Source organism: Bradyrhizobium sp. Mp27 (assembly GCF_029953005.1).
GTDB lineage: Bacteria > Pseudomonadota > Alphaproteobacteria > Rhizobiales > Xanthobacteraceae > Bradyrhizobium > Bradyrhizobium barranii.
Window position 1 is genome coordinate 31294 of the sequence record NZ_JASAUS010000071.1, and the last position, 13115, is coordinate 44408.

Here is a 13115-nt window from a genome sequence, read left to right on the forward strand (position 1 = left end):
CGAAAAGGGAGAAGACAATGCGTGAAGCCGTCATCGTTTCCTATGCACGCACGGGCCTCGCCAAGTCTGGCCGCGGCGGGTTCAACATCACGCCGCCGATGTCGCTCGCGGCCCACGCCATCCAGCACGCGGTCGACCGCGCCGGCGTCGAGAAGGACTATGTCGAGGACTGCTATCTCGGCAATTGCGCCCATGGCGCGCCGAACATCGGCCGTCAGGCCGCGCTGCTCGCGGGCCTGCCGACGACCACGGCCGGCGTCTCCGTGAACCGCTTCTGCTCCTCGGGCCTGCAGACCATCGCGATGGCCGCCAACTCGATCCGCTCCGACGGCGCCGACTGCATCGTTGCCGGCGGCGTCGAGAGCATCTCGATCCCGGGCGGCGGTTCGCCGAAGGAATCGATCGATCCGGAGCTGCTCAAGGTCGCGCCCGATATCTTCATGGCGATGATCGACACCGCCGACATCGTCGCCGAGCGCTACAAGCTCAGCCGCGAATACCAGGACGAGTTCTCGCTGGAATCGCAGCGCCGCATGGCCGCGGCCCAGCAGGCGAACAAGTTCAAGGACGAGATCGTCCCGATGAAGACCAGGATGAAGGTCGTCGACAAGGCGACCAAGGCGGAATCGATCGTCGATTACGTCGTCGATCGCGACGAGTGCAATCGCCCTGAAACCACGCTGGAAGGATTGGCAAAACTCGAGCCGGTGAAGGGCCCCGGCAAGTTCGTCACCGCCGGCAATGCCAGCCAGCTCTCGGACGGCGCCGCCGCCGTGGTGCTGATGGAAGCCAAGGATGCCGAGAAGCGCGGCCTCAAGCCGCTCGGCCGGTTCGTCGCCTGGGCGACTGCCGGCTGCGAGCCCGACGAGATGGGCATCGGCCCGGTGTTCGCGATCCCGAAGCTGCTGAAGCGCACCGGCCTGAAGATCGACGACATCGATATTTGGGAGCTCAACGAAGCCTTCGCGAGCCAGTGCCTCTACTCGCGCGACAAGCTCGGCATCGATCCCGCCAAGTACAACGTCAACGGCGGCTCGATCGCGATCGGACATCCCTTCGGCATGACCGGCGCGCGTCTCACCGGCCACATCCTCCAGGAAGGTGCGCGCCGCAAGGCCAAGTGGGGCGTCGTGACCATGTGCATCGGCGGCGGCCAGGGCGGCGCCGGCCTGTTCGAGATCTACAGCTGAGCCAAATGCCCGGAATGTGAAAGGCACGGCGCCGCAGGCGCCGTGCCTTTTTCGTTGCGGATCGATCGCCACGAAACTATACAGCTCGTGTCGGAAAAGGCAGATTTGGTCTGGTAAGCCCAAATCCTTTCGGTAACGAAAGCTCTGGTCTTTGGCCTTGTGCACGAGATCCCCGCGACGAGCATCGGACGCCACCAGGGCGCCCAATCGTTCGTCCGTGTGATTCTCAAGCTCAGGGAACGCTCCGGTCGAACATCGACCTCAGGAGCGTCCCATGCACGATCAATCTTCGAATCCATACGACGTCGTCATTGCCGGTGCCGGTCCCGTCGGCCTGTTTCTCGCGTGCGAGTTGCGGCTCGCTGGTCTCCAGGTTCTGGTGCTGGAGCAATCGCAAGATCCGCATTCGGCCCTGAAGCAACTCCCGTTTGGCCTGCGCGGTCTTTCGATCCCCACACTCGAGGCCTTTCACCGGCGCGGCCTGCTGGAACAGATCGTGGCCGCGCAGCAGCTTGCCTCAGGCGCGATCAAGAGCGCAGCCCACTGGATGCAGCAGACGCGACGGCCCGCGGGTCATTTCGCCGGCATCCAGTTCTATCAGGACAACATCGATGTCACGAAGTGGTCCTGGCGTCTGCCAACGTCGGCCGATGCCAACCTTGCTGTCGATATGGAAACGCTCGAATCCGTTCTGGCTGCGCGCGCATGCAGCATGGGCGTCGAGATCCGGCGCGGTTTTGGCGTGAATGCCGTTGTCGCCTCGAGCGAAGACGTGACAGTGCAGGCGGCCGGCGAGACCTTCCGGGCACGCTGGCTTGTCGGATGCGACGGCGCCCGCAGCACGGTACGCAAGACTGGCGGCTTTGACTTCGTCGGCACCGACCCCGAGTTCACGGGCTATTCCATCGATGTCGAGCTGGCCGATCCGGACAAGCTTCGTCACGGCCGCAACTACACGCTCGCCGGCATGTATACCTATGCGCAGCCCGGGACGATCGCGATGGTCGATTTCGACGGCGGAGCTTTCCACCGCACCGAGCCGATCACGCGCGAGCATGTGCAGAGCGTCCTGCGTCGCGTCTCCTGCACCGACGTCACCGTCACGGCGCTTCGGCTCGCCGCTACCTGGACGGATCGGGCCCATCAGGCAACCACGTATCGCAGAGGGCGGGTGCTCCTCGCGGGCGACGCTGCTCACATCCATTCGCCGCTGGGCGGCCAGGGCCTCAATCTCGGTCTCGGCGATGCGATGAACCTGGGCTGGAAACTGGCGGCGACGATCCGCAGGCAAGCACCGGCCGATCTCCTCGACAGCTATTCGCGCGAGCGGCATCCCGTGGGCGCGCAAATCCTCGACTGGTCGCGCGCGCAGGTCGCGATCATGCGGCTGACACCGAGCACCCGCGCGCTCCAAGCCATCATTCGCGATCTCATCGAGACGCGGGACGGTGCGACCTATTTCGCCGAGCGCGTGCGCGGCGTTTCGCTCCGCTACGATCTCGGTGGCAGCCATCCGCTGATGGGACGGAGCGCGCCGGATTTCGAGTTGCGCGACGGGACGACGGTTGGAGAACGCCTCAGGACGTCGAAAGGCCTGCTGCTGGATTTCGACGCGCGTTCACCGCTTCAGGCGCTCGCAAGTCGCTGGGGCGACCGGATCACCTATGTCGCGAGCGAGGCGAGGGATCGGCTGGGTCTGAGCGCCGTGCTGCTGCGTCCCGATGGCTTCGTCGCGTGGGCCAGTGACGGCATACCCGACGATGAGGAGGCTGCTCAGGCGGCGGCGAGATGGTTCGGTGACCCCACGATCACGTCTGCGTAGCCCGCATGCGCGGAGCGTATGCGGGACCTTCCCGGGTATCGCTTCGCTCACCTCGGCTACGTAGCTGTTCCGCCGCCGCTACGCCCCCACCGCCACCGGTGCGAACACCACCTCGATCAGCGTGCCGGAATTGCCCGCGCTCTTGATGTTGAACCGGGCGCGGTTGGCTTCGACCAGGGCCTTGGTCAATGACAGGCTCAGCGCCGAGCTGTCCGCGGCATCGCCGGGCGGTGGCGTGCGGAACGGCTCCATCGCGGCGGCGACCTCGCGCTCGCTCAGGCCGTGGCCGGTGTCGCGTATGCGCAACGCAATCTCGCCGCGGTCGGTGAGCGCGGTCGAGACGATGACCTGGCCGCCGGCGCTGGCGAGCCGGATCGAGTTCGAGATCAGGTTCATGGTGATCTGCCGCATCGCGCGCGCGTCCACGCTCACCTGCGGCAACGCATGCCCGAGCGAGGTGCGGATGATGATGCGCTCGCGGTTGGCCTGCGGCTGCATCACCGTGACGCAGGCTTCGACGAGATCGTTGAGATTGAGGTTGGCGAAATTGAGATCGAGCTTGCCGGTCTCGATCCGCGACAGCTCCAGCAGATCGTCGATGATGGTGATGACGCGCTCGCCGGAGGCGCGGATGTCCTTCATGTATTCGCCGTAGCGCTCGTTGCCGAGCGTGCCGAAGCGTTCGGAGATCATCACCTCGGCGAAGCCGATGATGGCGTTGAGCGGCGTGCGGATCTCGTGGCTGATCCGCGCCAGCATGTCGGCCTTGGCATTCGCCGCGCCGTCGGCGAGACGGCGGGCGTTTTTGAGCTCGCTCTCGCCCTTCTTGCTCTGCGAGAGGTCGCGGAACACGGCGAAGAAGTTCGGGCCGTCGGGCCTGGTGCGGCCCATGATCATGGCGAGCGGAATGACGCCGCCCTTCTTCTCGCGCCCCAGCACCTCGCGGCCGTGGTCGAGCAGGCTCGCGATGTCCTGGCTCTTGAGGTTTTCGAGATAGTCGATCACGACATGCTGACTCTCCGGCGCGAACAGCGTCACCAGGTTCCGCTGCCTCAGCGCTTCGCCGTCATAGCCGAACAGCGCTTCAGCGCTGCGGTTGCAGGCGTGGATGTTGCCTTCGGCATCGAACATGACGATGCCCTCGGCGGTGGTGTCGAGGATCGCGGCGAGATCCTCGGCGTCGGCATCGCCGGCCTCGGGCTCGAGCTCGGGCGCGTAGGGGAAGGACTCTGCGACGACGGATTCGACGACGACAGGCGGCGCGACGGCAGGCGCGGCAACGACTGTTGCGGCTTGCGGCAGCGCGCAGATCAGCGCATGCGCGCTCGCGCCGTCCCAGTCGATCGTGTGCAGATGCGCCTCGGTGGTCGGAAGCGGCTCTTGGCCGTTGGCGAGCGTCGCGCTGATCGTCACCGGCGTGCCGGCTTGCGACGTGCTGCTCGCCGACGATACGCCGGGCTCGACATAGAGCGCATCGAGCCCGCCGGCATCCTCGAGCGCGCCCAGGCTGGAATAGCCCATGCGCGCGAGGAAGGCGGGGTTGGCGTAGAGCAGCCGGTCGAGCCGGTAGATCAAAATGCCCGTCGGCAGCAGATCGAGCAGCGCGCGGTCGCGCACGCTGTGGCCCTGCGCGGGCAGCGCGGGTTCGGTCAGCCACTCGGCCGGCGCGTGCGGCGCCTCGGGCTCGGGCATCGGAGGTTCGGGCGCGGTTTCCGTCGGCGGCTCGGCCGTGACGGCGGCGATCGTCTCGCGTTCGCGTTCGAGTCGCTCGGACAATTGCCGGGCGAGCTCGTTGAACGCGCTGTTCTCGACCGGAGTCAGCGTCGGCGATCGCGCATCGCCGGGCGGGCGGAACGGCACGACATTGGGAGGCGTTTCCACTGGTGTTTCCGGATCGGTTGGGTGTGAATTCGCGTCGGCTACGGGTTCGGGCAGTGCGGGTTCAGGTATCGGCTCAGGCTCGGGTGCGGGCGGCTCGATTGGCGGAGGCGGTGCCTCCGCCACGGGCTCCGGCTCGGGATCGACGACGTCGGCGGAGAGGCCGTGCTGTGCGGGCGGCGCGGCGAACAGCTCAAAGCGCCTGAGCGCATCGAGCCGGTTCAGTCCGTCGAGATCGCGACAGACGCCAAAGCCCCTGAAGCCCGTGAAATTGCGCTCGCGGTCGTAGACCGGCAGGCCCGCGAGCTCGACCGGCAGATGCTCGCCGCCATCGGCCGGCCAGTTCACGGTGATCCCGGCCCAGGTGTCGTGGCTTGCAAGCGCCTGCGCCACGCGGCCATCAGGGTCGAGCGCAAATTCGTCGGCGATCTCGCGCCAAGGGCGGCCGAAGCCGGCGGCGGTGTGCGCACCGATCAGGTGGATGAACTCGTCTGAGCCGAGCACAAAGCGCCCCTTCGCATCCATCTGCCACAGGAAGCGCAGCGGATGCTGACGCGGTGCGGACGGCTCCGCTGGCGGCGGTTCGACCATGTGGGAGGTGATCGGCGCGGCCTGCGGCGACACAATGGCCTCTCGCGGGTTTTCAACCGAAGTTTTGGGCGCGGCGTCGACCACTTCGCTGATCGTGTCCTGGGCAGGCGCTTCGGCCGCCTCGGGGATCGTGACGACCTCCGGCATCGCGTCGCTCGTGGCGTGCGCGTCCGCGATCGTCTCCGATGGCGGGGCGGTCTCGGTCGGAGCCGGCGCTTCGACCGGCTCGGCGAATGCGTCGAACAGCGCGATTCCGGATGCAGCCTCGTTCGACTGCGCAGGCTGCGCATGGTCCGGCACCGCAGCCGGAGGGGCCGGCGGCGGAGCCTCGGGCGCGGGCCGAGCATCTTGCTCGCGCGCGACGGTCTTTTCGACAGCGGGCGCCGCCTGCCGGGCGGCCGGCTCGATCAGCGCGACCAAGCCGACATCGGCGCCGACGCCGAGCAGCACCATCTGGCCGATGCCGATCGGCGTCTCGGCGCGGCCTTTCGCCAGCGCATCGCTGCGGGCCTGATCGAGGCCGGCATCGCCGAGATCGCGGAAGCCGAGCAGGGAGCGGGCGGCTTCGCTGGCGCCGACGAACAGGCCGTCGGGCGCGAACGCCGCCATCGGCACCTTGGCGCCCTCGACGAGACGATGCAGGCGTTCGACCAGCGGCATGGAGCGCAGCGTCGGGTCCATCGCGGTGACGAGCACGCCGGAGCTTCCATCGGCGAAGTCGAGGCGGGCGCAGGCGCAGGTCATCAGCATGCCCAAGCGGGCGCCGAAGCCGTGCAGCCGTTCCAGCCTGATCGCGCCGTTCGGCGCCAGCCGGCGCGCGAGCCGGGCGACCTGGCGGCGATGGCTGTCCGCCGGGCCGAAGGTCCTGTCCGCGAGCGCTGTGCCATTGGCCGCGCCAAACAGCCTTGCGCCGACCGGATTGGCCCAGAGCACGCGCGTGCCGTCGATCGACCAGAGCCAGGCGGGCAGCGGGGAGGTCGCGTGCACGGCCAGCCGGGGATCGCCCACGCCTCGCAACTGGAAATCCGAACTCGTCATCCGACCGGCTTCAAGTCTCGCTTAGTAGCATCAGGGTGCGAGGCTGCCGGAATGACAGCCTTAAGAAAGGGTTACTATCGCGCGCAGGCGCGGGCAGGTCCACGGCTCCGGTCTACACGGCCAAGCCTAAAGCCGCGATAACCTTAATGTAGCCGCCCCCGCAAGCCGCAGCCCCGCGGCATCCGCAGGATTCGCGGGCCAGCCGCGCGGCGATGGATACGGCCAAGCCCAGGCACTGAGATTTTGCCGAAAGCGCACGCTGGCGCGGCATCACAGCTGCCCATCCTCCCCTGGAGGGGGAGGATCGGTTCGCATGCAGCGAAGCGCAATGCGAACCGAGGTGGGGTGACAGCGGTTCTGCAGACGCGGTGCCCAAGTGGAGAGATCACCCCACCCCGCTCGCGCTTCCGCGCGATCGACCCCCGAGCGAGCTCTGCTCGTCTCGCCCCTCCAGGGGAGGGTAAGAAAGCCGCCCAGCAGGCACCCAGCTACCTCAACCCTGAGTTCCCCGGATCAGGAACCTCATCCTGACCGCGATTAAATTTCGCGGCGCAGCCCGGATCACGTTTGCGTTGCACAATGTTGACATCTTAGGCAGCAATAGTGATGGGCACTGGGCGAGCCAACTCATTCGTTTCGCGTTCCAGTCTTCGTTCCCGCTGAATTTGAGGCCTAGGTCGGGGCCGGCGGGCGCGCCAGAAGGCTCACTCCATTTTTTCATTAGCGTGAGGGACATCCATGACAGGTGCGACTGATCCGTTTTCTGCCTCGATCATTCCGTTCGAGGTTCCCGAGCAGATGCGTGCGTTCGCCGAGAAGGGCGTGTCGCAGGCCCGCGAGAGCTACGCCAAGTTCAAGGACGCGGCCGAGACCCACAACGGCACCGTCGAGGCCGTGTTCACCTCCGCCAACAAGGGCGCGAGCGAGTACACCGCCAAGCTGGTGGAGTTCATGAAGGCCAACACCAGCTCCCAGCTGGACTTCGCCCAGCAGCTGTTCGGCCTCAAGTCGCCGGCGGAAGCGCTGGAGCTGTGGACCGGCCACACCCGCACCCAGCTCGAGACCTTCCAGTCCCAGGCCAAGGAGCTGGTCGAGCTCGCCCAGCGCGTCGCCGCCGAGACCGCCGAGCCGATCAAGGCCTCTGCCTCGAAGTTCTACAAGCCCGCCGCCTGATCAGGCCGGCTGGTTTAAATTAAGAAACCCGGGCCTAGAGCCCGGGTTTTGCTTTGGAAATAACCTCGTCGGAAGCGCGATTCTCGGGTTTTGCGGCCTTGCCAAAAACGCCCGTTGCACCTAGTTTCCGCCCCGTCCAGCCCCCCTTAGGTCGACGGCCCGCCCAGGCGCCCAAGGCGGCTCGCAAGGATGCAGTTGTAGCTCAGTTGGTTAGAGCGCCTGTCTGTGGAACAGGAGGTCGGTGGTTCGAGCCCACCCAACTGTACCAACAAAAACAAATACTTACAGAAATCATCGAACGCTTGCGGATTGTTGTAGCTACCAGATAGCTACCACGAGAGCGCTAGTGTGCCAGGCACGTGAATTTCGGTCGCGCTCAAGCGAGCGCAATGCACGTTGCCCAGATGCCGCTTAGTCCGGCCTGTGGGTTGCGGTCGGTGTGAATGAAAATGAAGGGACTCGCACCGACATAGTCTCGGATCCGCCGGTCGATCGAACTCAACTTGTAACGAGCGTTTCCGCGAGGCTCTCGCGTTGGGCGACATCTCTGCGGTTGAAGGTGACATTGTCGATGCGTTGGATGCCTTTCAAATCGATTTAGATGGACGGAGCGTAGCGTATCCTAAGCTAGGCATTGAGGTGCTAAGAGCCTATGTGCGAGCCCTGCAGGCAATCGAGCAGCGCAACGCTGGTGAGCCCGTGCCCACGCCACAGCTCGTCGCGGTTTCGATCACAACCGCCTCTGGGACACTGAAGGAAGCCTTCGAGGGCTGGAAAAAGGAGCGCGAGAGACCAGAGGGCACCGTGCATGAGTACGGTAGAGCCATCGACATGTTCGTCCAGTTGCACGGCAATCTCTCGATCCTGGAAATAAAACGCTCGCACGCTCGTACGTTTCGCGAAGCGCTGCAGCTATAGTACCCAAGGCGCGCAAGGGCTCGCTTCTAAAAGCGTCTCTGCCTGAGTTGAGCGAGTATGGGCATGCGCATCCTACAGTGACCAAGGTGTCAGCCGGCACGGTCAACGAGCAGCTTGGAGCGGTGCAGGCGATTGCTGGATGGGGCTATCACAATGGCCTCGTGCCCGAGGACGCGACATGGGCTGATCCTTTTAGCGAGATGCGGCTTGAGGAGGACCAGTCTGAGCGAGCACCATTCGACGCAAAAGACCTGCAAACCATTTTCGATGCGCCGTTATTTTCGGAACGAAAGATACCTGTGGCAGCGCAGGGTGACGCGGGTGTGTGGCTCCCACTGTTGGCATTGTTCGGCGGCTCGCGTCAGGCCGAATTTGCGGGATTACGTGTTGCTGACATTCGAGAGGACGAGAACGCGCACTACCCGCTCATGTGGTTCACACGTGACCGCAAGGCAGGGCGTCGGCTCAAGACAAAGACCTCTGAGCGCGTCGTGCCTGTCCATCCCGAGCTAATTGAACTCGGATTCCTCGACTTTGTTGCGGCTCGGCGCAAGGCTGATGGCGAACAAGCGTGGCTCTTCCCTACCGTCGCACCGGATCAGAAGAGGGCGCTGAGCAACTGGGCGAAGTGGTGGGGCCGCTATCTGCGAACGCATGCAGGGGTAAAAGACACCAACAAGGTCTTCCATAGCTTCCGGCACGGCTTTCAGGATGCGCTTCGCCAAGCGACACCCGACGAAGAGTTGCGGGATGCTCTAGCGGGCCGCAGTAGCGGGAAGTCTGTGAGTCGAAGGTATGGCGCGAAGGCCATGCTGGAGCGTTGGGGCGTGAAGGCTCTCAAGGCCGCAATCGATAAGATAGACTACCCCGGCCTCGACCTGTCGCGTGTCAAGCCGCTGGGCGCGCCAAGGCGTACACGCGGTTCGCAGAGAACTTAGGAATAGTAAGGGCCGCATGTGCTCACGCGGAAAACGGAAGGTTGGTTGGATAGGACGTCCGAGACAAAAGTCGCGTACATCGGGCTAGCTAACAAAATCAAAGGCCCGCCCAATACCATGGATTATTTCGTGTTCGGATGCCGGCAAGGCGACTGAACGTAAATCACCGAATGTCGATGACGAGCCGAACTCGTAGGAACGGTCTAATGAACAAAGACGAAGTTGAGAATTTGGAGGCAGTGTTCAGTGAAGGTAATAAAGAGAACTCCATCGTAACCGACCTTGGTGATCTGTACGTGAACTTGTTGCGCTGCTCTCGCAGTCAAGATCATCACTACCGGGTCCAAGCGTGGCTAAGTCTTAAGGCTTTCCTTCAAACTTTGGCGCTCAAACCTGTAACTCCGATGTTGGAAGTTATCGACCGCGCGTCAAAGCGGGTCGGTTGGCAGAAAAGCCCAAGCGACGAGCACGATCGGGCCCTCAAGCGAATTTGCGCGGCTGCTGTTACCTTCATGATAGCGGCTTCCGCTGAATCGCATGATGGATTTCTAGCCATACGTAGAGAAGAGCTGGTCCGACGGATTGAACACTTCAACGCTCTCAGGTCGAAATAGTGATCTTCACCCGGAGCGTCCGAAAGGCTTGACGCGAGAAGCCTTGATCGGTGCCACGCCTGCTTTTTGCGGCTTCGATGGAAGACATCGTGCCTGACCACACTCAAGAAAAACTGCAGGCAGCAAGTTACGCGGCGCTTCGCGCACACCCGACGTCCGTGCAAGCCAAAGCTCTTGTTGCGAAGCTCTCGGCCACCTTCCTGGATTGCCGACAATGTCAGCGTTGATGTTGACGGCTGTACTGACCGTTTGGTTGGGGTTGTGGGGGCCTCCCGATGTCAGCAGCATTCGAGAATACCAAACGCTGTTCAGCGCAGCAGTGGCTGGAGCAGGAATTGCTATCGCGGCTTATGTTGCCGTTCGGAATGTCAACAGGCAACTGCGCACCAATGTTGTCAGTAGAGAGGAAGAGAGGATCGAAAGGGTACTCCCGGGTCTGCGAGAGGCGGTCGGGTGTCTACAAAGCATCAAAAGTGAGGTTTCGTTCTGGCTCTCCCCATCTATGGCTGAGGCGCTTCAACGCGTTGGTTGATTTCGATCCGTCGAAAGACCGGCTGGATGATAAGCTCAAGGTTCTCATACCGCTAACGGATGCCGAAACACGACAGCGAATGCTTCTAGTGATTGAAACGGTCCTAGCGCACGCGACGCGCGCCGCCGCTGACGAGGAAAGGTACCTGCAAATCACTAACAGTGCCCAACATCGGCACGAACTGGAAATGAATGTGATCGGAGAGGCACGCGCTCAGGCGAAAGCCGCTCAGACGGGGCTCAACTTCAAGCTTGCAGTGCTGCATACATCAGTGGGGGAACTGGGGCAGCTGGAAAAACAGCTAGTCCAACGTGTAGACTTATTCGAACAGCAGCTACCGATATTCCGACGAGAATAGAGCGGTATTTCGAGAGCTAATTTCGGCCCTTCGCGTGACACTGTTTCGGATCGATTAGCTAATTTACCGCTCAGCAAGAGACGCAGGCTGACGGTTCCAGCGTGAGGATCTTTAGGACGCGCAATGACCGTTGTAGTTGGTCGAATCTCTGGGCCTCGTGTTGCGATAGCTTCAGATACGCTGTTAACCGCTCCAGGTGGTCTAGCTCTGCCGTTTCAGAATGGCGTCATCAAATCCTGCATGCTGCCCGGCGAGCTGTGCGTATCGTTCGCAAACTCTCCCGAAACCGCCGGACGCGCCTTTAGGGAATTTGCTGAGAGGTTCCCGGCTGGCGCAAGCTATCGCGAGGTGGTGGCATTTTTTGAGCGTTCAAGTCTTGCCACTGGTAACGACTATCTGGTTGCGTTTGCAAATCCTGCAAGGCTCATCAAGGTGGTCGATGGCAAGCGGGTCCAAAGCTTGTCTAAGACGCAGTGGATAGGCGATCAGAAGGCCTATGCGCGGTTTCGCGGTTGCGAGCTGAGGCAGCAGCCGAACGCTGCGCAAGGACGCGCAATAAATGCAGTGCTGTTTGCTGGCGACATGCCCAATTCGCCCGCCAGCGACCTTTTCTCAGCGATGAGGCACGTCGTAGCCGACCGGTCAATCTCGACCGCCGGAGGTTTCGTGGCCGTTGTTACTAATTTCGACAACGGTTGCTGACATGGCGGCCGCAAGCGACGCAGAGCTGCGCAGGCGGCTTGTGCAAACCTATGGCGGCCCGCTAGGGGACTTTGTCGCGACATCAGTCGAGGTCAGCGAGCGCAACCTCCCGAATCAAGATTCGGCGGTGGCACAGTTCGATGCAGAATTCGCTCGCGCCTTTCCGACACTGGATGCAAGCCGGCGGCGCGTTGGGGACGCGTTCGCGGCCTTGGCGGAACTCGTTCGCCGATCACCCGGTATTCCGCTCGCGGCTGATGCACTCGTCCACACGATAGAGCAGGCTTTGGGGGCGCGGCTTCCAACCCTGAGTGCATTCCCGCTGCACGTCAGATCGGACAGAAATGAAGCGGAGGCAAGTGCGCTTCAGATTGGCGCTGCCAACTTTTCTGGCGGACCTGCGGGATTTCCACCAACGACGGAATGGGCAAAACTGATCGCGGCGCTGGACAGCACTTCTCGTTGGCTGCGAAGTCGCAGCATCGCGCGCGTTAAGGTTGGGGGCTCGTACCGGCTCACCACAGCCATTGCTCTCGGGTTTTCGTTCCGCGCGGCGACCGGCTTTGAACTTGAGGTCCCGACAAGGAGCGGTTCATGGGTGACCGATGACCGGCCCGGTCCCAGCGATTCCGCTCCAACTTGGCTCATCGAGGAGCCGGCGACGCTCCACGAGGGGCGTCTCTTTGTTTCGATCGGGATCCTGCGAGACCCGGCGGCCGACTTAACGCGCGAGTCCGGCGTCCCGTCGAAGTCGATGATGCGCTTGCATCTAGCGGAGCCAATTCCATCCGGCCGGATCGCCCAGATTGCCGTTGCGACCGTCAAGCGTGCGATCGACTCCGCGAAGACGCGATTGCGGCCGGAGCAGATCGACCTCTGGGACCAGCAGCTTTCGCGGTCCTTCTCGGCCATCGCTGGAACGCGATGGGCCGGACGCAATGCTACGAATTCGTTCCGTCAAGCGGCCGGTACGTTGCGACGGCACTTCTCTAGAGGTTTGTCGGCGGAGCCGTAGCGAAACGCTCGTGAAGTCGACGTTTCATGCACAGCTATTCAAATCGGGAACCATTGACGGTGCGCAACGGTTTGTCCTGGCGGCTCCCATCCCTCCCCCAGGGCGAGGGAATGTATCGGCAACAGTAAAAGCCGTTCGCCGGAATTTGGGCACAGTCTCAGAAGTGATGAGGCGCGCTGATCTTAGTGCGAAAAGCCCACCCTGCGGACGACGTTCTCGATTTGCCGCGGCTTGGACTAGTACCCGGAATCAGAGCTGAGTGATACGGCGGCCTTTGAAACGGCGTTGACGGACCTTTTTCTTGGTCCAGACGAAGGGCTCGGCTCTGTCGTTGTATGCGTTGACG

General features: G+C 63.0%; 10 protein-coding genes and 1 tRNA gene. 10 read left to right on the forward strand and 1 reads right to left on the reverse strand.

The annotated features are described in order from the left end of the window. The first annotated feature begins 17 nt into the window (after positions 1-17). Both QJT78_RS29370 and QJT78_RS29375 read left to right on the forward strand, forming a co-directional pair. Positions 18-1190: an acetyl-CoA C-acyltransferase gene (locus QJT78_RS29370; RefSeq protein WP_028151803.1), complete on the forward strand. Its 1173-nt coding sequence runs from the start codon at positions 18-20 to the stop codon at positions 1188-1190. 274 nt (positions 1191-1464) lie between these two features. Next, entirely contained in the window at positions 1465-3012 is a 1548-nt protein-coding gene (locus tag QJT78_RS29375; protein ID WP_038944113.1) for an FAD-dependent monooxygenase, read from the forward strand. A gap of 78 nt (positions 3013-3090) precedes the next feature. Here QJT78_RS29375 and QJT78_RS29380 read toward each other — a convergent pair whose 3' ends face one another. Beyond that, positions 3091-6519 carry a PAS domain-containing protein gene (locus QJT78_RS29380; protein ID WP_038944112.1) on the reverse strand — a complete coding sequence of 1143 codons (3429 nt, stop codon included), beginning with the start codon at positions 6517-6519 and terminating at the stop codon, positions 3091-3093. A gap of 738 nt (positions 6520-7257) precedes the next feature. Between QJT78_RS29380 and QJT78_RS29385 the strand changes: the two genes are divergently transcribed. The 8 genes from QJT78_RS29385 (at position 7258) to QJT78_RS29420 (ending at position 12769) form a co-directional block, all read left to right on the forward strand. Then, entirely contained in the window at positions 7258-7692 is a 435-nt protein-coding gene (locus QJT78_RS29385; RefSeq protein ID WP_028151800.1) for a phasin, read from the forward strand. Between the two features lie 191 nt (positions 7693-7883). Continuing rightward, positions 7884-7960, forward strand: a tRNA-His gene (locus QJT78_RS29390). Between the two features lie 266 nt (positions 7961-8226). Further along, complete coding sequence (locus QJT78_RS29395; RefSeq protein WP_038953175.1) at positions 8227-8610, forward strand: hypothetical protein; 384 nt, start codon at positions 8227-8229, stop codon at positions 8608-8610. A 77-nt stretch (positions 8611-8687) separates the two neighbouring features. Next, entirely contained in the window at positions 8688-9548 is an 861-nt protein-coding gene (locus QJT78_RS29400) for a site-specific integrase (protein WP_038953174.1), read from the forward strand. 206 nt (positions 9549-9754) lie between these two features. Further along, positions 9755-10162: a hypothetical protein gene (locus tag QJT78_RS29405; protein ID WP_038953173.1), complete on the forward strand. Its 408-nt coding sequence runs from the start codon at positions 9755-9757 to the stop codon at positions 10160-10162. Positions 10163-10437: 275 nt separating this feature from the next. Then, positions 10438-11052 carry a hypothetical protein gene (locus QJT78_RS29410; protein WP_157790232.1) on the forward strand — a complete coding sequence of 205 codons (615 nt, stop codon included), beginning with the start codon at positions 10438-10440 and terminating at the stop codon, positions 11050-11052. Positions 11053-11175: 123 nt separating this feature from the next. After that, positions 11176-11754, forward strand: coding sequence for a hypothetical protein (locus QJT78_RS29415; RefSeq protein ID WP_157790231.1), 579 nt, complete (start codon positions 11176-11178; stop codon positions 11752-11754). Position 11755: 1 nt separating this feature from the next. Then, a complete protein-coding gene (locus tag QJT78_RS29420) occupies positions 11756-12769 on the forward strand; it encodes an SAVED domain-containing protein (protein WP_281460378.1) in 1014 nt (337 codons plus the stop codon). The last annotated feature ends 346 nt before the right edge of the window (positions 12770-13115 follow it).

Excerpts from the sequence above, each read along its gene's own strand:
- QJT78_RS29370 (WP_028151803.1), top strand. The coding sequence starts at position 18 with ATGCGTGAAGCCGTCATCGTTTCCTATGCACGCACGGGCCTCGCCAAG.
- QJT78_RS29375 (WP_038944113.1), top strand. The coding sequence starts at position 1,465 with ATGCACGATCAATCTTCGAATCCATACGACGTCGTCATTGCCGGTGCC.
- QJT78_RS29380 (WP_038944112.1), bottom strand. The coding sequence starts at position 6,519 with ATGACGAGTTCGGATTTCCAGTTGCGAGGCGTGGGCGATCCCCGGCTG.
- QJT78_RS29385 (WP_028151800.1), top strand. The coding sequence starts at position 7,258 with ATGACAGGTGCGACTGATCCGTTTTCTGCCTCGATCATTCCGTTCGAG.
- QJT78_RS29405 (WP_038953173.1), top strand. The coding sequence starts at position 9,755 with ATGAACAAAGACGAAGTTGAGAATTTGGAGGCAGTGTTCAGTGAAGGT.
- QJT78_RS29410 (WP_157790232.1), top strand. The coding sequence starts at position 10,438 with ATGTCAGCAGCATTCGAGAATACCAAACGCTGTTCAGCGCAGCAGTGG.
- QJT78_RS29415 (WP_157790231.1), top strand. The coding sequence starts at position 11,176 with ATGACCGTTGTAGTTGGTCGAATCTCTGGGCCTCGTGTTGCGATAGCT.
- QJT78_RS29420 (WP_281460378.1), top strand. The coding sequence starts at position 11,756 with ATGGCGGCCGCAAGCGACGCAGAGCTGCGCAGGCGGCTTGTGCAAACC.